This window comes from Streptomyces sp. DSM 116793, from assembly GCF_057320905.1.
This window is the reverse complement of the sequence record NZ_CM170494.1, coordinates 3831683-3853402: the sequence shown is the minus strand read 5'-3', so window position 1 is coordinate 3853402 and position 21720 is coordinate 3831683. Positions and strand designations below refer to the sequence as shown.

Sequence of the window (21720 nt, the reverse complement as noted above, 5' to 3'; positions counted from 1 at the left end):
GGACCGCCCCCTCCGCCCACCGCCCGGATGGCAGGATAGGAAGACATGTGCGTGCCGCGGGTGACCGCCGGGGCGCGCTGCGTGAGGGAACCGGTCGTGGGGCCGGGCGGTGTGCCGAGGGGAGCGGGAGCGAGCGATGGCCAGGGGTAGCGACGCCGTGCTGAGGGACGTCCTCGACATCAAGGAGGACGCGCACGCCGGCGACTTCAAGGTCGCGCTCGCCCAGGGGTTCGGCGACGACTCGGCCGGATCGGTGGCCGAGTACGTGGTCACCGAGCAACTGGCGAAGCAGTTCGACGTGGCGCTCGGTCTTGTGCGGGCCGCGGTGCGCAGGAACACCTCGTACGCCGCCTACCTGCACGGTTCGTTCGGCGCCGGTAAGAGCCACTTCCTGACCGTGCTGCACGCTGTGCTCAACGGCGATCCGGCCGCGCGGACCAAGCCCCGGCTGCGGGAGGTGACAGCCGCGCACGACGACTGGCTTCCCGGGAAGAAGTTCCTGATGGTGCCCTACCACCTGGTGGGCGCCGCCACTCTCGACTCCGCACTGCTCGACGGGTACGTCAAGACCGTACGGGCCCGGCATCCGCACGAGCCCACGCCGGCGGTGTACCGGGACGACTCGCTGCTCGCGGACGCCCGCGCGCTGCGCGACTCGCTCGGCGACGAGGCCTTCGTGCGGCTGCTGCCCGCCGCCAGGCCGCAGCCCGCCGCCGACGACGGCCTGACGCCGATCGGCGCCGGCCCCGCCGCGGGCGCGACGGACGACGGGGAGCTGCGGCCCATCGGGGCGGTCGCCGGCGCGCCGTGGACCGGGGCGGAGCTGGACGCCGCCTTCGCCGCCCCGCCCGGCGACGAGCGCCGCACGCGCCTGGTGTCCGCCCTGCTCGACGGCCCGATGAAGTCGTACGCCACCGGCAAGTCGGGCGCCGCGGACGCGTTCGTACCGCTGGACGACGGGCTCAGCGCGATCAGCAGGCACGCCCGGTCCCTCGGCTACGACGGGGTCGTCCTCTTCCTCGACGAGCTGATCCTTTGGCTCCAGGCCCGGATGCGGGAGCGCACCTGGGTGAACGAGCAGATCCAGCAGCTCGTCAAACTGATCGAGGCGGGCAACGCCGACCGACCGGTGCCGATCGTCTCGTTCATCTCCCGCCAGCGGGACCTCTCCCAGCTCATCGGCAAGGACATCCTCGGCTCCGATGTGCAGAACATGGAGAAGTCGCTGGAGTACCTGAAGGAGCGCTTCACCGTCATCAGTCTGGAGGACCGCAACCTCCCGGAGATCGTCAAGGAACGGGTGCTCAAACCACGGCCCGGCCAGGAAAGCGCGCTGGAGGCAGCGTTCGCGGGTGTCGACCGGTCCAGCCAGCAGGTCAAGGACGTCCTGCTGGACGACGCGGGCGCCACCAGCGCGGACTGGGACGACTTCCGGGCCGTGTACCCGCTGTCACCGGCGCTGCTGAACGTCCTCGTCGCGCTCTCCGGGGCGCTCCAGCGCGAACGCAGCGGCCTGAAGCTGGTGCAGCAGCTACTGGAGAAGAACGCCACCGCCCCGCTCGGCCAGCTCATCCCCCTGGGCGACCTGTGGGACGTCCTCGTCGACGGGACCGGGGTCGCCTTCACCGAACAGCTGACCCGCGAGGCCACCGCCGCGGAGACCTTCTACGCCAAGGCCCGCCAGCACCTGCTGGACACCTACGGCGACCCGGACCACAAGGACTTCCGCGCCGACGACCGCTTCGTGAAGACGCTGCTGCTGGCCTCGCTCGCACCCGAGGTCCCCGCGCTCCGCAGACTCACCGGCGCCCGCCTCGCCGCCCTCAACCACGGTTCCCTGCGCTCCAGGACGGTGCCCCCGGGGGACAGGGTCATCGAGCGGCTGCGGTCCCTCCAGGGCGAGTTCCCCAGCCAGCTGCGCGCCGAGGGCGAGCAGGACCCGGTGTTCTCGCTGCACCTGTCCGACGTCGACGTCGAACCCTTGCTCAAGGAGGTGGAGGGGGAGGACAAGGCGGGTGCGCGGCGGGTGTGGGTGAACGACCGGCTGTGGGAGCTGTGCGGCGTGAAGGTGGGAACGTTCACCAGCGAGAAGGAGATCGTCTGGCGGGGCACGCGGCGCACCGCCGAGTTCGTGTTCGGCAACGTGCGCAACCCGCGCGAAGTGTCGGACGAACAGTTCACCCCGTCCGAGGACGGCCGGATCCGGTTCGTCGTCGACTACCCCTTCGACGAGGATCACAACCGCTACCCCAGCGACGATTTCCAGCGCTGGCAGGGGTTGTACGACAGCGGCCAGCACGCCCCGACCCTGGTGTGGCTGCCCGACTTCTTCTCCGAGCAGCGCAAGGCCCAACTGGGCCGCCTCGTGAAGATCAACTTCCTGCTGGAGCGCGATCGCCTGGACGAGTACACGCGCAAGTACGCCCCGGACGACCGCGCCAAGGCACGGCGTCAGCTGGAGGTCGGCCAGGAGACCCTCACCCGCACCCTCGTCGAGGCGCTGGCTGAGGTATACGGCATCTCGCAGCCCAAGGAGGGCACGGTCGGCGCCACGGTGCCCCCCGGCCGCCACGTACTGTCGCTGCTGCCCCAGTTCCAGCGGCCCGAGCCGCAGGGCGGCAAGACCTTCGAGGACAACGTGGTCCACCTCGCCGACGGGATGTTCGCCGCGCTCTACCCGAAGCACCCCGACTTCGGCCGGGCCCCGGGCCGCGTCGGCCAGCCCAAGGCCGTCACGGTGGGGGACCTGCGCACCACGCTGAAGTGGATCACCGGGGCCATGGACGAGGCGGACGGTCGCGTGCTGGTGGAGGGCCGCGAGGGCGAAACCGTCAAGCGCATCGTGGAACCTCTGGAGCTCGGGACGGTCCACGACGGTCCGCTCGTGCTGCGCGCCGACTGGCGCACCCGCATCAACCAGGCCGCCGCCGCGGCACGCAAGGAGCGCGGCAGCGACGACCTGACCGAGCTGGCCGTCGAGGACATCCGCCGGTGGATCACCAGCGACCTCGGCTACGCGGGCCTCGACACCCAGGTGACGAATCTGCTGATCGCCGCCTACGCGCTGCTCGACGACCGTGCCTGGGTGTCGACCCACACCGGGCAGGAGGTACCCGCGCCCGACCTGACGTCCATCGGGCCCGGCCTGGCGCTGCGTGCGCAGCCGCTGCCGGACAAGGAGGAGTACGAGGCCGCGCGGGACCGTGCCGCGCGGCTCTTCGGCGTGAACGCCAAACCCAACCCATATGCGCGCAATGTGAACAAACTCGCCACCCAGGTCCGTGAGAAGGTCGAGGCGTACGAGGGGAACGTGGCGGATGTGCGGGCCACGTTGGAGCGGCATGCCGCCCTGCTCGGCCTCGACGACGGCACACCGGCGCCGCGCACGGCCGTGCTGCGCGAGGCCGCGGGCCTGCTGGCCCGACTCGCCCGGCACGGCAACGACGCCACTGGTTTCGTCAAGGAACTGGCCGCGCTCACGTACGACACGCCTGACCGGGACCTGGCGCACGCCATGAGCAGTGCCGGGCAGGTGCTGCGCGCCCTGGACGACACCGACTGGTGGAGGCTCGGCAACGTACAGCGCCTCATCGACCGGGACGACAGCGTCGGCGACCGCGCCGTGCGGCTGCTCGCACGGATCTCCGAGGCCGCCCGCGCCTGCGAGTTCGAACGGCCGTTGGTGCCCGTGTTGCGTGAAGCTCGGGAGAAGGCGGAGGGCATCCTCGACGCCGCGCTCAAAATGGAACGCACCGCGCCGCTGCCCCCGCCCGCACCCGCCCCTGGCCCGGAACAGATCCCCCTCAGCACCCACGGCAACCCGCCGGTGCCGGCGCAGCCCGCCGCACAGGGGCCGGACGGTGCGCCGGCGCAGGCCGCTGCGCCGGCGGACGCGCCCGAGCGACCCGCCCCGGTGGGCCGCAGGGTCATCGACGGAGAGTCCGGCGGCCTGGAAGCCCTGCTCGCCGCGGAGTTGGCCGCCGTGCGGAAGGAGATCGAGGAGTTCCGGGCCGGGCACCCGCACACCGCGGTGGAGATCGTCTGGCGTCCGCTCGCCGCCGACCCGGGGGCCGCCGACGACGCGGCGCACCAGTCCGGTGGCGAGGCCGGACTCCGACCGGAAGGACCCCGCTGATGGCCCCGCGCCCCACCGTCGGGCGGCGCGCGATCGAGGTGCTGTTGGAGGCGAACCTCAAGAAGGTCCACCGGCAGCCTCTCGTCCTGGTCGACGCCGCCTACGACGCGCCTGAGCGGGAAGTGGACTTCACCGTGCGGGTCGACGGTCAAAGCCGTCGGGTGCACCTCACCGACCAGGACTCCCTGCTCGGCATCGTCGAGGCCTGGCAGCGCCACCGGACGGACAACGGCAGCGGTGACGGCGTGCTCGTCGTCACGGGCTCCGTCCCCGCCGACCAGATCGGCTGGGACCTCAAGGCGCACGCGGTCGGTCATCGCCCCCTCGGCGTCGACCGCGCCGAGATCGTCAAGCAGCTCTTCGGAGTCACCGACCTCGACCCCCGGATGGTCGGCGAGCGGTGGCTGCTGGACGCGCTGCTGGAGGCCGAGCCGGTGGACGGCTGGCGGCGCGCCGGTTCCGTCCTCACCCGTGACCGCGCCGTGCGTGCCCTGCTCGCTGCGCGACTTGGCCTGGGCGACACCTCCGCCGACACCCTCGACATCGACGCGGACGCGTTGTTCGCCTGGACCCGCAACCCGTCGGGCCCCGACCGCTTCGCCGCACTCCCCGAGGCCGAACGAGGCGGGCTCAGCGCCTGGCTCGCACGGGCCGTCGGCCCGGCCGCGCCCACCCTGCTGGCCCTGGTGGCCGACGGGCGCGGTAGTGACGCGCTGCCGCTGGGCGCGCTCGCGTCGGCCGCGCTGAGCAATGGGGCGTCGGAGGCCGCCGGGTTCGCCCTCGGGACCCTCTTCGGATCGGCCCTCACCTCGTTCGAGGCACTGCGGCCCTTCTCCGACGTCGCCGCCGGTGTCCTCACCCGCTGGATCGCCGAGGCCGAGGGCAGCGGGACACAGCGCGCGGACGCCCGCCGCCGGGTCCTCGACGTCCTGGACCGCGCCGACCGGCTCGCCGACGAGGCCGGGCTCAGCCCCCTGATCGGCGCCGACCGGCTGCTGCCGGCCGGCTACCGTACCCGGCTGCGGCACCTCGCCACGGTCCTGGAGGGGCCCGCTCCCGCCGCCGAGGCGGGGCTGCGCGAACTGGGTGAACACCAGCTTGCCGCGCTGTACGGCGACTCGACGGACAAGGCCCGCACCGCCGTGCGCCTGGTGCGCTGGCTGGCGGCGGCACCGCAGGTGCGGGTGGCGTCGGTGGCCCAGGGCGTCCAGGCCCACCTGGACTCCACTGCGTGGGTCGACGTGGCCGTGGGGATCCTCGCTGAGGGCGACACCTCCCGGGACCCCGTCGTCTCGGAGGCCTACCGGCGGTTGGTGGACACGGTGCGGGCGCGCCGGGCGCGCATCGACGAGGAGTTCGCGCAGCGGCTCGCCGTGTGGACGGAGAGCGCCAGCCAGCAGGCGCCGGGCGGCGCCCTGCTCATCGAGGACGTGCTCGCCGAGGCGGCCGTGCCGCTCAGTAGGCCGCTCAAGCGGGAGGAAGACGGTGACACACCGCCCAACGGCGAGAACGGCGGACCGCGGAGCCGCGAACGCGGTCGTCCGCTGATCCTGGTCCTGGACGGCATGAGCGCCGACGTCGCCATCCAGCTCGTCGCACGCCTCGACCGGCGGGTGTGGACGGAAGTGGTGCCCAAACCGGAACCCGGTCGGCGCGCCGCCCGCCGGGCGGCGGTGGCCATGCTACCGACGGTGACGACGGTCAGCCGGGCCTCGCTGTTGGGCGGACGGGCCGTCGAAGGCGGGCAGAGCGTGGAACGCGCGTCATTCACCGACTTCTGGAAGAGGCGGCGCAGGGGCGCCCGCCTGTTCCACAAGGGCGGTTACGAAGGGCCTCCGGGGCACCGGTTGGCCCCCGAGCTGATCGAGGCGCTCGCCTCCGACGACATCGTCGGCGTCGTCCTCAACACCGTCGACGACACGCTGGCCGACGGGCGCGAGGGTGCGCGCGGCCGGTGGGCGCCCGAGGACGTCGGCAAGCTGCCCGACCTGCTGAACGCGGCTCGCGACTACGGACGCCCCGTCGTCCTGGTGTCCGATCACGGTCACGTCCTGGACCGTACGCCCCGGGGCGTTCAGCAGCCCGAAGCCGACGGTGTGGAGGGGGCTCGGTGGCGTACCGGGGCACCCAAGGAGGGCGAGATCGAGCTGGCCGGCCCCCGGGTGCGCGCCCGTGGCGGCCGGGTCACCCTGCCCTGGCGCGAGGACCTGCACTACACCGCCCGGCAGGCCGGCTACCACGGTGGCGCGTCCCTCGCGGAGGTCACCGTGCCCGTGATCACACTTGTTCCGTCGGCCGATCTGGTGCCTGAGAAGTGGACCCTGCTGCCTCCCGAACGCGTCGCGCCCGACTGGTGGCGGGGTGAGGAGGATGCGCCGCACACCGCCACCGCGCCACCCGTCCGCCCGGACCCGGCGCGCAGTGCACGACCGGCGCCTGATCAGCCTGGCCCGCCCCAGGGGACCGAAGCCCCCAGCCTCGGTCGGCGGACCGTGAAGTCCGGTCCCTACAAGGCCCTGCGCGAGTTCGTCCGCGGTGCCCCGAGCGACAGCGCCGTCGCAGCCGTCCTGGATGCGCTGGCCGCGGCGGGCGGGAAACTCTCGCCGGGCGCCGTGGTCGCAGCCGCCCAGGCCGCCACCGGCAAGTCGGAGCGCAACCCGGAGCGCTTCGCCACCGTCCTGGAACGCCTGCTCAACATCGACGGCTACCCGGTGCTCCAGCTCGTCGAGTCGGGTCGCACCGTCCAGCTCGACAGGGCCCTGCTCGAACAGCAATTCCTCGGGACGTGACATGAGCACACCTGCGTTCGACGTCAGCACCGCGCGGCGGCGTGACGTGATCGACGCCCTGCGCCGCGGCACGGTGCCGCACACCGGCCTCGACCTGTTCGCCGTCGGCCTGGGACGGTTCGCGGCAGCTCTGGACGACGACCTGGCCACCGTGGCCCGTGGCGGCTCGGCGTTCCACGCCCTGCGCGGCGAGTACGGGTCCGGCAAGACCTTCTTCGCGCGCTGGCTCTCCGAGCGCGCCAAGCGCCGCGGACTCGCCGCGAGCGAGGTGCAGATTTCCGAGGCGGAGACTCCGCTGCACCGTCTGGAGACGGTCTACCGCAGGCTCGTCGAGCACCTCACCACGGCCACCCACCGGCCCTCAGCCCTCCGGGCGGTCATCGACTCCTGGTTCTACGCCCTGGAGGAGGAGGTCCTCGCCGCGGGCGAGGTCGCCGCGGACGACGAGGAGGCGCTGGCACGCGCCGTGGACGAGCTGCTGGAGCGCCGGCTGGCCGACGTAGCCCGCACCACGCCGGCGTTCTCCGCGGCCCTGCGCGGCTACCGCCGGGCCGTGGCGAGCGGTGACGGTGTGCACGCCGAGGCGCTGATCGCCTGGCTCGGCGGGCAGCGGTCCGTGGCAGCCGCCGCGAAACGCGCCGCGGGTGTCCGCGGTGACCTGGACCACTTCGCCGCCCTCGGGTTCCTCCAGGGCCTGCTCACCGTGTTGCGGGACTGCGGACACCCTGGGCTGCTGCTGGTCCTGGACGAGGTGGAGACCCTCCAACGGGTGCGTGGCGACGTGCGGGAGAAGTCCCTGAACGCGTTGCGCCAGCTCCTCGATGAGATCGACTCCGGTCGCTTCCCCGGCCTGTTCCTCGTCATCACCGGCACCCCCGCCTTCTACGACGGGCAGCAGGGCGTCCAGCGTCTGGCGCCCCTCGCCCAGCGGCTCGCCACCGACTTCACCACCGCCCCCCGCTTCGACTCGCCGCGCGCCGTCCAACTGCGCCTGCCCGGCTTCGACATCACGGCCCTGGGCGAACTCGGCCGCAAGGCGCGTGACCTGTACACGGGCGTGGCACGTCACCCCGAACGGCTCACCACCCGGGTCGACGACGCCTACCTCGACGAACTCGCCAGGGCCGTCACCGGTGCACTCGGCGGCAAGGTCGGCATCGCACCGCGTCTGTACCTGCGCAAGCTCGTCGCCGATGTCATGGACCGCGTCGACGAGTTCGAGGACTTCGACCCCCGCGTGCACTACGCGCTCACGGTCGGTGGCTCCGAACTCAACGAGACCGAGCGGAGCGCCGCTGCGAGCGCAGGGGACGTCGTGCTGGACCCGGACCCGTCGTGACCCGGACCCCTCCGGAAGGAGACGAGCCACTCACGGGGGAAGCGGCCGATCCCTTCGACATCCTCGACCCGGTGATCGGGTACCACATCGTGAATTCGCTGGGGTGGCGCACCCTGCGGCCCTTGCAGGAAGAGGCCGTCGCACCGCTGCTGGGCGGCGAGGACGCCGTGCTGCTCGCGCCCACCGCCGGAGGCAAGACCGAGGCAGCCGCGTTCCCCCTGCTGACCCGCATGAACCGGAGCGGCTGGAAGGGCACCAGCGTGCTGTACGTGTGCCCGCTCAAGGCGCTGCTGAACAACCTGCACCCCCGGCTGCGGACATACGCCGAGTGGTTGGGCCGCACCGCCGAGCTGTGGCACGGCGACGTCGTCACGTCCCAACGCCGGCGCATCCTCACCCAGCGGCCCGACATCCTCCTCACCACGCCGGAGTCCCTGGAATCCATGCTGGTGAGCACGCACGTCGACCACCGCTCGTTCTTCTCGGGGCTGCACGCCGTCGTCGTCGACGAGGTGCACGCCTTCGCTGGGGACGACCGTGGCTGGCACCTGCTGGCCGTTCTGGAGCGCCTGAGCCACGTCGTCGGACGTCCGCTCCAACGGGTGGGCCTGTCCGCCACCATCGGCAACCCAAGCGAGCTGCTGGCCTGGTTCCAGGGGTCGGGGCGAGGACGCCGCCCTGCCCGGGTCGTCGCCCCGCACCTCGCGGGTGGGGAAGGCCACGAAGGGGGCGCACGGACCCCGGCCCAACCCCTGGCGCCGCACTCCGATCTCACCTTCCCCACCTCCGCGCCCCCGCCGCCGGGGGACGTAGAACTCGACTACGTCGGCTCCGTCGCCAACGCCGCCACCGTGATCGCCGCTCTGCACCGGGGCGAGAAGCGGCTGGTCTTCTGCGAGAGCCGCCGCACCGTCGAGGAACTGGGCGAGAAACTGCGCCTGAAGGGGGTCACGACCTTCCTGTCGCACGCATCGCTCTCCGTGGACGAGCGGCGACGGGCTGAGGCGGCCTTCGCCGAGGCGCGTGACTGCGTGATCGTCTCCACCAGCACCCTCGAACTCGGCATCGACGTGGGGGACCTCGACCGCGTCATCCAACTGGACGCGCCGTCCACCGTGGCCTCCTTCCTCCAGCGCCTGGGCCGCACCGGACGGCGTCCCGGCACCACACGGAACTGCCTGTTCCTCGCACTCGACGGGGAGGGACTGCTGTCGGCCGCGGCGCTGCTGTTGCAATGGGCCCGCGGTTGGGTGGAACCCGTCCTCCCCCCGCCGGAGCCCCGCCACTTGGTGGCGCAGCAAGTACTTGCGCTGTGCCTCCAGGAACACCGGGTCGGGGAGAACCTGTGGCACGAGTGGTGGGGCGGCCTCGGTCCTTTCGGAGTGGGTGCGGCGCCCGTCGTGCGCCACCTGGTGGAGCAGGGATACGTGGACCGGGACGGTGGACTGCTCTTCATCGGTCCGGAGGCGGAGCGCCGTTATGGCCACCGCCATTTCATGAACCTGACGGCCGTCTTCACCGCCCCGCCCGAGTTCACCGTCTTCAACGGTCGCACCGAGATCGGCCGCACCGACCCCGACCTGCTCACCGAGGAGATCGAGGGACCCCGCAGACTGCTCCTGGCGGGGCGCAGTTGGCTGGTGACCTACATCGACTGGAGCCGCAAGCGCTGCTTCGTCGAACCCGCCGACGGGGGAGGCCGTGCCCGCTGGAGCGGCTTAGGTGCGGAGCGGGTCCGCTCCTTCGCTCTCGCCCGCGCGGCCCGTGACGTCCTGCTAGGCGCGGATCCCCCGGTCAGGCTGACCAACCGGGCAACGACCAAACTCGCCGAGGCCCGGGACGTGCACCTGAACGCCGTGCACCCGGCGGGGACGCTGATCACCCGCTCCGGCGATGGCGACAACCGGTGGTGGACATGGGCCGGCCACCGGGCCAACGCCACGCTGGCCGCCTCCCTGCCGACCGCTGTCACACCGCACCGGCGCGTCAACGACCGTTGGATCCGGCTCCGCGACGACCTGACCCCGGGCGGCTGGAAGACCGCAGTTACCGACGCGTCCTGCGGACTGTGCCTCCCCGAAGTCGACGGGCGGGCCGTGCGCGGGCTCAAGTTCGGGGAGGCGCTCCCGGCCCGGCTGGCCGAGGCGACGCTCGCCGTCCGGTCCGCGGACGCCGAGGGCGCTGCCGAGGTACTGGCGGAGCCGGTGCGCTTTGTGACGCTCACCGGTACCTAGGCACACACCCGGCTCCTACGCCGCGGCGGCCCCGGAGGAGCGGAGCAACTGCGCCAGTTCCTCCCGGCCCCGCCGGATCACGTTCAATACCCCTGCCGTGTCCGTACCAGGTGGGAGCGGGGTGTCCGCGAGCAGGTCGTCGAGGTCGTACCGGGTGTGCAGCCAGAGCTGGAGGGCACGCCAGTCCCGGCTGCGGCGGGGGGAGAGGGCATCGCTCCAGGGAGAGGTCTCGTAGGGGGTGAGGTCCCCGCTCTCCGTCTGGAGCAGTCCGGAGCGGCGCACCAGACACGGGAAGCAGACGCCGCAGTTTGCCGAGCGGGAACCGTGCCTCTGGCGCACGGGCGGTTTGCCGCAGCTGAGGGTGGCAGCCAGGTCCAGCGGGCTCAGTCCGGCGCTGCAGGCCAGCCGGCAGACCCCGCCCTTCGTCAGGTGGGCGAGCGGATTCACCACCCGCACGCCGGGGCTTCCCGAGCTGATCAGGGCGATCAGGGCGTTGAGGTGGTGCAGGGTGAGGGGGTGCACCGACCGGGTGGAACAGGCGGCGCAACGGGCTGCGGTCAGTGGCGGATTCAGGGCGACCTGGCCGTTCTCGGGCACGTTCACAGTCGATGCCCCGTGCGCGGCGGCAGCCCGTACGGCGCCCGCCGCGTACAGCAGACCACGGGTGCGGGACGAGGTCTCCAGCCGCTGACGGGTGCCGTCACCCGCAGGGGTCTGGCCCAGCTCGAGGAGCTGGACGTCCCTGGCCGTGCTCAGACCCCTGACCGCCTCGTACACGCCCCGTTGGAGTCGACGCAGACTGATCTCGCGGAACATCACCAGCAGCAGCGGCCGCGAGTCGTTGGCTCGGGCACGTGTGGCCGCCCAGCTGAGGGAGTCCAGCCCACCGGAGAACAGTGCGACCTCGCCGGCACGCTCGGCGTCGGTCAGCGGAAGGGCCTCCGCGACACAATGCCCGGTGAGGGCGCGGAACTCTACGGTCCACATGTCCGCGGTGAGGATCCCGAGCAGCGCACCGAGATGGTGTCGGGCGGCCGGGCTTCGCCACAGCCCCGGGTCTTCCACGGGGACGGACACTCGGACACGACGGGTCCACCGGTCAGCGGCAGAGGTTCTCCGTACGCGCTTGTCGGTGGTGAACACGGCCCTGGCGACGCGGAAGAGGTCGTCGGCCCACTGTGGCACGCGACCGGGCAGGCGATCGAGGCCCGTCACGCGGTTCTCCGTCTCCTGGAAATCGTCCTCGCCGACCACGGTCCAGACGGCGTCATCCGGCCGGTCCTGGGGCTGATTGCTCCACCAGATGGAGTGCACGGTGTCGCTCACGCTGCTTCTCCCTCCGCGCTCTCTTCGTCAAGGACGCCCAGGACCGTGGCGACAGATTTCGGCACGAGTCGGGCGGCGATCTTTGGGAGTACGTCGTCCGGGTCCTGCACGACGTCCACCGCGGTGTCCAGCGCCTCGGCGGGGTCGGCAGCCCCCGCTGCCTCCTCGCACGGGCTCGGGACGAGTTCCAGCAGCCGGTCCGCGACCCGATCTGCGATCGTGCCCTCAGGATCGATCGCCACGAGCACGGGTACGGACAGCTTGATGTGCTCGGCGATCATCGACCTCAGGAACTCGGCGACCACTTGGGCGAAGAACACCTGGTACAGGTCGCAGAGGAGGTCCCACGCCCAGCCACCGCATGTCGAACTCGGGGGAAGTGACTCCGCGGTCTCCGCACGACGGTCGATGACGTGACGGCCGGCCCGGACGGCCGCTCTCCGCACGACGGCGTCCGCAAGGGTACCGCCGTCCCCACCCACTTCGAGGGCGAGGCGGGTGATGAGCGTGTCGGGCGATTCCGGGGCCTGGCGTGCCAGCGAGCCGAGGACCGTGGTGAGACGATTGCCTGCAGCACAGGTCGTGTCGTACAGGCCGAAAGCTGATCGATCAGCTCGCAGCGTGGTGTGCAGAGCATGCAGGAGGTCGTCGGCGATCTCTTCGAGGCGTTCGACCGCGTTTCCGGTGTCGTGCCGCCACCGGGCCACCCGTCCGCCCAGGGCGCTCCATCGGCCGCCTCCGGGTCCCTCCCACGGTGTGGACGTGCCCATTGCACCCCCCGAGTAGATGCCTCGTTCGGCTCCTCTCCGGATGGCAGCAGATGTACGGCCGGATCGGTAGGGCACAACCACGCCATGATCCGCGGCGTCCGGGCGTCGAGGCATCGGTGACCTGTCGTGGTGGGCGGTCGCGACCCGGGGGTGCGCTTCAGGAGTTGGAGGGGTCGGTCGTGGTCGCCGGCACGGTCATCGGGACGGAACGATGTGGAAGAAAGCGAACGGCGTTAGCGGTATGCCCAGCCCCGTGACGACCTCCGATCCACTGATAGGTGCTTTCACGTGGGAGAATGACGTGCGTGTCGAAGTGGACTCAGCAGGAAGATGGAAGTGGAGGTAGCTGCGCATTCTGAATGCGCAGTTGGCGTGAGGGTTTGGCTGCTCCTATCGTCAACGGCAACAGGAAGACACCGAGAGCAGTTCGCAGGGGGAGTTGAGCCATGTCCACCAGGGGCAGCCACGATGATCCACTGATCACCCGGTCGGAGATCGGCAAGTTGGCCGGGGTCGAGAGACCGACAGTCACCCCCTGGGTGCGGGACCCGGGGTTCCCCCGCCCGGTACGGGCGGGAGGTATGGAGTTGTTCCGCCGGAGCGAGGTCCTCATGTGGCTCGACGCCCGCCGCATCCCTCGGAGGTCCCGTCGCGGGTCGGAAGTGGAGGGCACCACGTACGGCGACCGTGCCCGCCGAGCCCTTGGTGCGCAGGAGGTGCGGAAAGCGGGGGGCAGGCCGTCCCTCGCCGCTCCTCCGCCGGAGGACTCCCGTGACCGTCTACGCGTGCGCGCACTCATGGGCGATCCGGTCGACCGCGTGCGCGGTGCCGGTTCCGTGGTCGACTACATGAACCTTTTGCTCTGCCTGCTCTACCTCCGGAGCGCGGGGGGCCCCCGGTGGGAGGGCGTGGCGCACCGGGCCCGAACCGGACGTGGCTCGGACGGCGCCGCTGCCTTGCTGTCCCACATCGGCACGGCGACGGACGAGCTCCTGAAGGGCCTCGGGGCCGTGCCGGGCATGCGGGAGACGCTGCTGGGCTTGGAGCCACGCACGTACGACGACCTCAAGGGCGTGGTGCACCAGGTCGAGGAGCTGGACAGAAGCGCATTCCGGCTCGTGCTCGACGAGTACGAGATGCGTGCCGGACTGCGCAGCACCGAGTTCTTCACGCCCCGCGCGGTGGCGCGGATCATGGTGCAGATCGTCCGCACGGAGCGTCACGGGAAAGCGCCCCGGAGGATCTACGACCCGTACGCCCGTGGTGGTGAACTCCTGGCTGCAGCGGTCGCCGAGTGTGCGGCAGGGGGAGACCCGAGCGCACTGGACGTGCGCGGGTACAGCCACGGGCGCGACACCATGCGCCTGGCGAGCATGAACCTGGCCCTCCAGGGAGTGCGCCCGGGTGTGGTCCTCGGCCGCAGTACGCCGTGGGCGCCTCAGCGCGCCCGCCATGACGCTGAGCGCTTCGACCTGGTACTGACCAATCCACCCTTCAACATGAGCGACTCCGCGGGGGAGCCACGGGCCAAGGGTGCGTGGCCGTACGGTCCGCCACCGGTCGGCAACGACAACTTCGCCTACGTGCAGCACGTGCTCGAAGCATTGGACGAGGACGGCGCAGCCGCCGTGGTGATGCCCAACAAGGCAGGCAACTCGGCGAACGAGGCGGAGGTGAAGATCCGTCACGTCATGCTGGAACGCGGTGTGGTCAGATGCGTGATTGCATTGCCGGACCGACTGTTCTCCAGTACGCCGGTGCCGGTGTCGGTGTGGATCCTGGTGTCCCCGACGCGCCCCTGCGATGAGGTCCTGTTCCTCGATGCCCGCGCGCTGGGCAGCAGGCGCAACGGTAAGCGTGTGCTCGTAGACGAGGACGTCGAAGCCGTTCTCACGGCCTACCGTTCGGCCCTTCCACCGCAGGCGGACGCGCACGCGGGGCAGTCACGCGATACGGGCGTGCTGTCCGCGGTCGTGCCCCGTTCGGTCCTCCTCCGGACCGTGGATCGCTCGCTCAGCCCCACGGACCACGTCCACGCTGGACAACCTCGCCAGGGTGATGCGGGATCGGCATTCGAGAAGGCCGCGCGCGAGGTGGAGGCCCGACGGCGGGAGCTGTACGACGCCGACTCGGCCGCTGCCCCCGTGGGTATCGAACTCGAGCGTCCGACGCCCACGGAGCGAAGGAAAGTCCGGCTGTCCGAGTTGTGCTACATCAAGGCCGGTCCGTCCTACAGCCTCCTGAGGGCCGAACAGCGCACACCGGACGGCGGCGTTCCGCTCGTGTTCCCCAAGGACCTCCACGACGGCCGCATCCAGGGCCCCGGTGATCGACGCGTTCCAAGGGAGCTCGCGGAGCGCTTGCGGGGATTCCAACTGCAGACGGACGACATCGTGTGCGTCCGGTCGGGGGCGATCGGTCCGCCGGCGCTCGTCAGGCCGGAGCAGAGCGGATGGTTGCTGAGCACCAACCTGCTGAGGCTGCGACTGCGCGAGGAAGCGCGAGTCGACCCTGAGTACCTGCTGGCCTGTCTCAGCCGTCCCGAGGCCGTGGCTTGGGTGCGTGACCGGGCGACCGCCACCGGAGCCCCGTCGATCAGTGCTACTGCACTGGGCAATCAGCAGGTCGTGCTCCCGCCCCACGGTGAGCAGCAGCGGATCGCGCGCGCTCTCGCAACCCTCGAAGCCCAGGTCTCCGCGCACCTGCGGTTCGCGGATGCGGTGCGGGGCGCCCGTGATGCTCTCGTCGAGCACTTGGTGGGCGGCCGGTGATGTCGGTCGACCACTTCCCGAACCACCAGCTCCACTCAACACACACCCCGAAGGGAACCAGCGTGACACCTCCCACCACGCCGACCCAGCCCCCGGCCCGTGCCGCGGGCGCATGGGTGCCGTGGCTCCTGGCGATGACCTTCTTCTCGCTCGTCGTCGCCATGGCCGTCGGCATCCTCAAGTCGCTCGGCGGGGCCGCCCTGCCGGAAGTCGTTCTGGCAGGTGGAACCGCGTTCGGTGCGACCATGGGCGCCTGCTTGGCTGCGATCACCGCGGTGAAGGAACTACGGCGGATCACGTAGTCGCCTCAATCGCCGGGAGAAGGGCGTCGGGTGGGCACCAGCCCCTTGTACAAGGGCCGCCTTGACCCCGTTGTCGCAATCGCGGGGCGAAGGCGCGGGGCCGCTGTCGCATGCCTGCCACAGCGGCCCCGCGCTACGTTCTGCACAGAGGGGGCGGGGACCAGGTGGCCGAGTTGGACGCGCTCGCTTCCCGGGGCACCCGCGACGCTGCGCATCCGGAGCGGAAGCGTGACGACAAGCAGGTAGGCGCTTATAGATGGCCTATGAATTGGGGAATGATCTTCCAGGCGGTGGGAAGGCCCGGCGCGACGCCTCCGTAGTCGCAGGTCAGCCCCAACCGTGAACGTCCCACAACACAACATGAGATCCCGATCAGACGGTTGCCGTCGGATCGGGATCTCGTCGTTTGGGGAATGAGGGGCGCGGAAGCCGTGCTGGGCCTGCCGGGGCACCGCCGTCCGGCGGTGGAGGGCGGTGCGGCGAGGGCGGCGTGGGTACGGTGACCGGTCCGGTCCCGGCGCGATAACGCTGGTCGACCGACCACGAGTCGAAGACGTTGAGGTTGCCGAGCGCGGCCGGTAAGCGGGCCGCGGACCGGCCGGGCGTCAGCAGGGCGACATCGGCGGCGACCCATGGCAGCTGTCCGTGTTCGCGGCTCACCTTGCCCGTGCCGGGTCCGGCACCCAGGAGGCCTTTGCCGGAGGCTTTCCCTGCTTACTGGGGCCCATGGTGGCGGTAGTGAACCTCACATCCGTGCGTAGTGGCGCAGTTGTGTCTGGAGGTCCGAGTACGGGACAGCCGGCGGCAGGGGGGTCTCGTCGCGGGTGGAGAGGGCGGTTAGGGCTGCTGTGTGCAGGGCGGCGCGGTACGGCAGGGAACCGGTGCTGACGCGGCGTACGCCCAGGTCGGCGAGGGCGGTCAGGGTGAGCTGGGGAGCCACCAGGACGTTCAGCGGGACGGGGAGGTGCGCGGCGAGTTCGCGGAGTACCTCCGGGTCGGCGGTGCCCGGCACGAAGATGCCGTCCGCGCCGGCCTCGACGTACTGGAGGGCGCGGCGGAGCGTGGCGTCGGTCGCGGCGTCCTGGCCGAGCCAGAACGTGTCCACCCGGGCGTTGACGAACAGGTCCGGGCGGCGCTCTTTGACCGCGGCCACCTTGGCGGCGTGCGCCGCGGGCCGGACCAGGAGCTCCCCGCTGCTGTCCTCGATGTTGACGCCCGCCACCGGCAGCCCGGCGACATACTCGGCGACCTGCTCGGGGCTCTCCGCGTAGCCGTCCTCGATGTCCACGCTGACGTGGCAGGGCAGCTTCGACAGCTGGTGCGCCAGGGCGAGGTTCGCCTGCGCGGTCGCCGGCCGGGCGTCCGGACTGCCCAGGGCGGCGGCGACGCCGAAGCTGGTCGTGCCGATGGCCGGGAAGCCGGCGGCCAGGAAGACCAGGGCGGACGGGACGTCCCATGCGTTCGGGAGGACCAGCGGCCGGTCCCCGTGGTGGAGATCGCTGAAGGAGTCGGTCATGGGGTGGTTCCCTGCATGCGGTGGGTGCGGTGGGTGCGGTGGGTGCGGTGGGTGCGGTGCGTGCAGTGGGTGTGGTGGGTGTGGTGCGTGCGGTGGGTGCGGTGCGTGCGGGTGGTGTGGTGGGGTTCGGTGGGTGTGGTGGTTTCCTGTCGTGGGTTCCAATGGGGGCCCGCGGTGGGTTCCGGTGGGGGGCCTGCGGCGGGTTCCGGTGGGGGGCCTGCGGCGGGTCCCGGTGGGAGGCCTGCGGCGGGTTCCGGCGGGGGTTTCCTGGTTTCCTGCTGCGCGTCTTCCGGCTGCTCCCCGCCGATTCTCGGCCGCCCTCCGTTCGACGGGCGTCGAAACGTCCGAGAACTAGCCTGGGGCGCATGGAGCGATCGTCATCCGTGCCGGCGCCGGGCGCATCCGGGGGCGGCGACAGTGATATCGCGGCCGTCGGGTCCCTGGTGGCCGACCCCGGGCGGTGCCGGATCCTGCTGGCACTGGGCGACGGGCGGGCGCTGCCGGCGAGCCGGCTCGCCGCGGAGGCCGGGGTGAGCGCGGCGACGGCCAGTTCCCACTGGGCAAGCTGACCGCCGGCGGGCTGCTGACCGTCGAGGCGCACGGGCGGCACCGGTACTACCGGCTCGCCGGGCCCGCCGTGGGGGACCTGATCGAGGCGCTGCAACGGCTGGCGCCGGCCGCGCCCGTGCGCTCGCTCAGGCAGAGCAGCAGGGCCCGCGCGCTGCGGCAGGCGCGGACGTGCTACGACCACATCGCTGGGCGGCTCGGGGTGGAGCTGATGCGGGCCATGATCGAGCGCGGGTACGTGACCGGGGGCGACGGCACGTACGACCCCGCGGTGGCCGTCGCCGACGGGCGTACAGGCTACGGGAGGGACGTGGAGTACGCCCTGACCGGGGCGGGGCGGGCGTTCCTCACGGAGTTCGGGGTGCGGATCCCGGAGCGGCGGCGGCTGATGCGGTACTGCATCGACTGGAGTGAGCAACGGCACCATCTCTCGGGGGCCGTGGGGCGGGGCCTGCTGGACCGGATACTCGAACTGGAGTGGGTGCGGCCCGCCGGGGACAGCCGGGCCGTGTTCGTCACGGAGGCCGGGGGGCGGGGGCTCGCCCGGGTCTTCGGAGTGCAGGTGTAGCGCGGAGTCAAGGCGGTGCGGACGCCTATGCCTGTCTGTTCTCTGTCCGGCTGCCGGCCGGTGGGGGCGGTTGCGCAGTTCCCTACGCCCCTGAGCGGGTGCCCCTTGGGGTCTCTCGTTCGGCCGGTGGCCGGTGGCCGGTCGGGGCCGGTCGCGCAGGTCCCCGCGCCCTGAGGGCGTCCGGTTCCGGGGGCGGAACCGCTGACCGGGCCTCGCGCAGGGCGGGGGGATTACGCTGACGTGCATGAACATATGCCGCGTTCCGTTCGACCACCCCGACGCAGTGAAGCTCAACGACCGTGTGCTGCTGGAGTACGCCGAGCGGTACGGGGACGGGGACGGGGATGCCACGCCGCTGGACGCGTGGATGTTCGAGCCGCCGCACGGGCTGTACCTGATCGGGTACGACGAGCGGGGCGTGCCCGTGGCGACGGGCGGCTGGCGCAGCCAGGAGGCCAACAGCATGGGCTACTCCGACGGCGACGCGGAGATCAAGCGGATGTACGTGGTGCCCGAGGCGCGCGGCCGGGGGCTCTCGCGGCGGGTGCTGGCCGCCCTGGAGGCCGACGCGCGGGCCGCTGGGCGGGCGCGGATGGTGCTGGAGACCGGGACGAAGCAGCCCGAGGCCATCGGGCTGTATGTGTCGAGCGGCTACGAGCCGTGCGCCAAGTTCGGCCACTACCGTGACGACCCGCTGAGCCGTTGCTACGCCAAGCCCCTCGCCCCGGCCCTGCACAGCGCGGTGCCGGGCGACTCCGCGCGGGAGAGCGTGGCGCGTGAGAGCGTGGCGCGTGAGGGCGTGGCAGGGGAGAGCCTGGGGCGGGAGAGCCTGGCGCATGAGACCGCGGGGCGCGAGACGAGCTAGCCGGACCCCGGCTGCCGGGCCCCCGCGCGGCGGTCCAGGGCCAGGGAGAGTTCCGCCTCGAAGACGCTCTTGGCGAGCGGGCGCAGCTCCTTGGGGTCCTCGTCGGCGGCGTGCTCCCTGACCAGCTCCGTGAAGATCTCGGCGAGGGCGTCCGTGTGGGCGCGCACCCGGCGACCCGCCTCCAGGACCGCGGCGAGCGGGACGCCCTTGTGCACCAGCGCCGAGGAGGCGTCGAGCAGGCGCCTGCTGACGTGCACGACCTCCTCGCCGTCGGTGCCCAGGTAGCCCAGCTCCAGGGCGGTCGCCAGGTTCTCCGCGGTGTCCTGTCCCGCGAAGTGGTCCGCCAGTTCCTCGGGGGTGAGCCGCACCGGGGTCTCCTCCGTGGGGGCGCCCAGGCCCAGCAGCTCGCCGACGCCCCGGCCGTGGTCGAAGGCCTCGGCCAGCTCGGCGATGCCGGTGAGGGTGTGGCCGCGGTCCAGGAGCGCGGCGATGGTGCGCAGACGGGCCAGATGGTGGTCGTTGTACCAGGCGATCCGGCCCTCCCGGCGGGGCGGTGGGAGGAGCCTGCGCTCACGGTAGAAGCGGAGCGTGCGTACCGTGATGCCCGCGGCCCGGGCCAGCTCCTCGGTCCGGTACTCGCGGGCCCCGGGGGCCGGGGTCGGGACGGGGTTCGCATCGGGCACGCCCGTCACCCTACGGCGCCCGGACGGGCCCCGGCGGGGTGGTGCCGGCGGGGTCCGGCGGACGGAGGCTCGTACCCGCGGTAACTTTCCCGCCCCCGCCCCCTACCCATGAGTACGCGCCTCGCCTACGCTCCCATCGTGCCAGTGGTTACTGGCACGATCGCGGGGCGCCGCGACCGCGGGGTGCCGCGGTGGGGCACCTCCGACCGCGCGGGCGGCACGGTCGCAGGACGTTGGGAGGGTCCGGATGGACGGGCATGTGCGGGTGGCTGTGGTCGGGTCCGGGTTCGGCGGTCTGGGGGCCGCCGTCCGGCTGCGGCGGGCGGGCGTCTCCGACTTCGTGGTGCTGGAGCGGGGCGACGCGGTCGGCGGCACCTGGCGGGACAACAGCTATCCGGGGTGCGCCTGCGACGTGCCGTCGCACCTCTACTCGTTCTCCTTCGCACCGCACCCCGACTGGCCGCGCACCTTCTCCGGCCAGGAGCACATCCGCGCCTACCTGGAGCACGTCGCCGACGTCTTCGGGATCCGCCCGCACCTGCGGCTGGGCTCCGAGGTGACCAGGATGCGCTGGGACGCCGCACGGCTGCGCTGGGAGCTGGAGATCGGCGGCCGCCCGGGGCTCACCGCCGACATGGTCGTCTCCGCCACCGGACCGCTCTCCGACCCCCGGATCCCCGACATCCCGGGACTGGACGCCTTCCCCGGCAGGGTCTTCCACTCGGCACGCTGGGACCACGGCTACGACCTGCGCGGCAAGCGGGTCGCCGTGGTCGGCACCGGGGCCTCCGCGATCCAGATCGTGCCGTCCATCCAGCCGGACGTGGCGCGGCTGACGCTCTTTCAGCGCACCCCGCCCTGGGTGCTGCCGCGCGCCGACCGCGAGATCACCGGCGCCGAGCGCTGGCTGCACCGCCACCTGCCGCTCACCATGAAGGCGCGACGTGCAATGCTGTGGGGCATCCGGGAACTCCAGGTGCAGGCGTTCACCAAGTGGCCCGACGAGCTCGGGCTGGTCGAGCGGATGGCCAAGCGGAACATGGCCCGCGCCATCGCGGACCCGGCGCTGCGCAGGCGGCTCACCCCTTCGTACCGCATCGGCTGCAAGCGCATCCTGCTCTCCAGCACCTACTATCCGGCGCTCGCGCGGCCCAACGTGGACGTGGTCGCGGCGGGTCTCGCCGAGGTGCGCGGGTCCACCGTGGTGGGCGCCGACGGCAGCACGGCCGAGGTGGACGCGATCGTCTTCGGCACCGGGTTCCACGTCACCGACATGCCGGTCGCCGAGCGGGTGGTCGGCGCGGACGGGCGCACCCTCGCGGAGAGCTGGGAAGGCGGCATGGCGGCGCTGCGCGGCAGCACCGCCGCCGGTTTCCCCAACTTCATGACGGTCATCGGGCCCAACACCGGGCTCGGCAACTCCTCGATGATCCTCATGATCGAGTCCCAGCTGAACTACCTCGCGGACTACCTGCGGCGGCTGGACGCGCTGGGCGCCCCGGGCGAACGGGTCGCGCTCGACGCCCGGCAGGGCGCCGTGGACGCCTGGAACGCCGCGGTGCAGCGGCGCATGCGGCGCACCGTCTGGAACACCGGCGGCTGCACCAGCTGGTACCTGGACGCGCAGGGCCGCAACACCACCATCTGGCCCGGCACCACCACCGAGTTCCGCGCCGCGACGCGCCGCGTGGACCTCGCCGAGTACGACGTGATCAGGGCCCAGGGCCCCGGGACGACGACGGACGACAGCACAGCACAGAAGGCGGAGGCCGGAGCGTGAGCCGAGTGAGCAGCTGGGGCAGTGGGGGCAGTCGGGGCAGTGGGGGCAGTCAGGGCAGTCAGGGTGGTGGGGGCA

12 protein-coding genes and 1 pseudogene are annotated in these 21720 nt (G+C 72.0%); 9 read left to right on the top strand and 4 right to left on the bottom strand.

What is annotated here, in order from left to right:
* Window positions 1-136 precede the first annotated feature (136 nt).
* From ACSMXW_RS14905 to ACSMXW_RS14890, 4 genes are read left to right on the top strand one after another with little or no spacing between them, the layout of a single operon-like run.
* Window positions 137-4135 (top strand): BREX-2 system ATPase PglY family protein, encoded by a 3999-nt coding sequence (locus ACSMXW_RS14905; protein ID WP_485806831.1) that lies wholly within the window; start codon window positions 137-139, stop codon window positions 4133-4135.
* A complete protein-coding gene (gene pglZ / locus ACSMXW_RS14900; protein ID WP_485806829.1) occupies window positions 4135-6924 on the top strand; it encodes a BREX-2 system phosphatase PglZ in 2790 nt (929 codons plus the stop codon). The genes ACSMXW_RS14905 and pglZ overlap by 1 nt, the downstream gene beginning before the upstream one ends.
* A 1-nt stretch (window position 6925) precedes the next feature.
* Window positions 6926-8263 (top strand): BREX system ATP-binding protein BrxD, encoded by a 1338-nt coding sequence (gene brxD, locus ACSMXW_RS14895; RefSeq protein WP_485806827.1) that lies wholly within the window; start codon window positions 6926-6928, stop codon window positions 8261-8263.
* Window positions 8260-10497 carry a DEAD/DEAH box helicase gene (locus ACSMXW_RS14890; RefSeq protein WP_485806826.1) on the top strand — a complete coding sequence of 746 codons (2238 nt, stop codon included), beginning with the start codon at window positions 8260-8262 and terminating at the stop codon, window positions 10495-10497. The genes brxD and ACSMXW_RS14890 overlap by 4 nt, the downstream gene beginning before the upstream one ends.
* A 15-nt stretch (window positions 10498-10512) precedes the next feature.
* Here ACSMXW_RS14890 and ACSMXW_RS14885 read toward each other — a convergent pair whose 3' ends face one another.
* Together ACSMXW_RS14885 and ACSMXW_RS14880 are read right to left on the bottom strand one after the other, a co-directional pair.
* Window positions 10513-11823, bottom strand: a complete 1311-nt coding sequence (locus ACSMXW_RS14885; protein WP_485806824.1) for a 7-cyano-7-deazaguanine synthase — start codon at window positions 11821-11823, stop codon at window positions 10513-10515.
* Window positions 11820-12593 carry a hypothetical protein gene (locus tag ACSMXW_RS14880; RefSeq protein ID WP_485806823.1) on the bottom strand — a complete coding sequence of 258 codons (774 nt, stop codon included), beginning with the start codon at window positions 12591-12593 and terminating at the stop codon, window positions 11820-11822. The genes ACSMXW_RS14885 and ACSMXW_RS14880 overlap by 4 nt, the downstream gene beginning before the upstream one ends.
* Window positions 12594-13378: 785 nt before the next feature.
* Between ACSMXW_RS14880 and ACSMXW_RS14875 the strand changes: the two genes are divergently transcribed.
* Window positions 13379-15364, top strand: a complete 1986-nt coding sequence (locus ACSMXW_RS14875) for a type I restriction-modification system subunit M/S (protein ID WP_485806821.1) — start codon at window positions 13379-13381, stop codon at window positions 15362-15364.
* A 62-nt stretch (window positions 15365-15426) separates the two neighbouring features.
* Entirely contained in the window at window positions 15427-15666 is a 240-nt protein-coding gene (locus tag ACSMXW_RS14870; RefSeq protein WP_485806819.1) for a hypothetical protein, read from the top strand.
* 745 nt (window positions 15667-16411) lie between these two features.
* Here ACSMXW_RS14870 and ACSMXW_RS14865 read toward each other — a convergent pair.
* A complete protein-coding gene (locus ACSMXW_RS14865; RefSeq protein ID WP_485806818.1) occupies window positions 16412-17182 on the bottom strand; it encodes an isocitrate lyase/PEP mutase family protein in 771 nt (256 codons plus the stop codon).
* A 460-nt stretch (window positions 17183-17642) separates the two neighbouring features.
* Between ACSMXW_RS14865 and ACSMXW_RS14860 the strand changes: the two genes are divergently transcribed.
* Both ACSMXW_RS14860 and ACSMXW_RS14855 read left to right on the top strand, forming a co-directional pair.
* Window positions 17643-18317: a transcriptional regulator gene (locus ACSMXW_RS14860; protein ID WP_485806816.1), complete on the top strand. Its 675-nt coding sequence runs from the start codon at window positions 17643-17645 to the stop codon at window positions 18315-18317.
* Between the two features lie 244 nt (window positions 18318-18561).
* Window positions 18562-19044: pseudogene (locus tag ACSMXW_RS14855) on the top strand (GNAT family N-acetyltransferase); the annotation flags it as partial.
* Between the two features lie 134 nt (window positions 19045-19178).
* On the opposite strand, the gene ACSMXW_RS14850 reads toward ACSMXW_RS14855, so the two are convergent.
* Window positions 19179-19865, bottom strand: a complete 687-nt coding sequence (locus tag ACSMXW_RS14850) for a MerR family transcriptional regulator (RefSeq protein ID WP_485806815.1) — start codon at window positions 19863-19865, stop codon at window positions 19179-19181.
* Between the two features lie 247 nt (window positions 19866-20112).
* Between ACSMXW_RS14850 and ACSMXW_RS14845 the strand changes: the two genes are divergently transcribed.
* Entirely contained in the window at window positions 20113-21645 is a 1533-nt protein-coding gene (locus ACSMXW_RS14845; RefSeq protein ID WP_485806813.1) for a flavin-containing monooxygenase, read from the top strand.
* The last annotated feature ends 75 nt before the right edge of the window (window positions 21646-21720 follow it).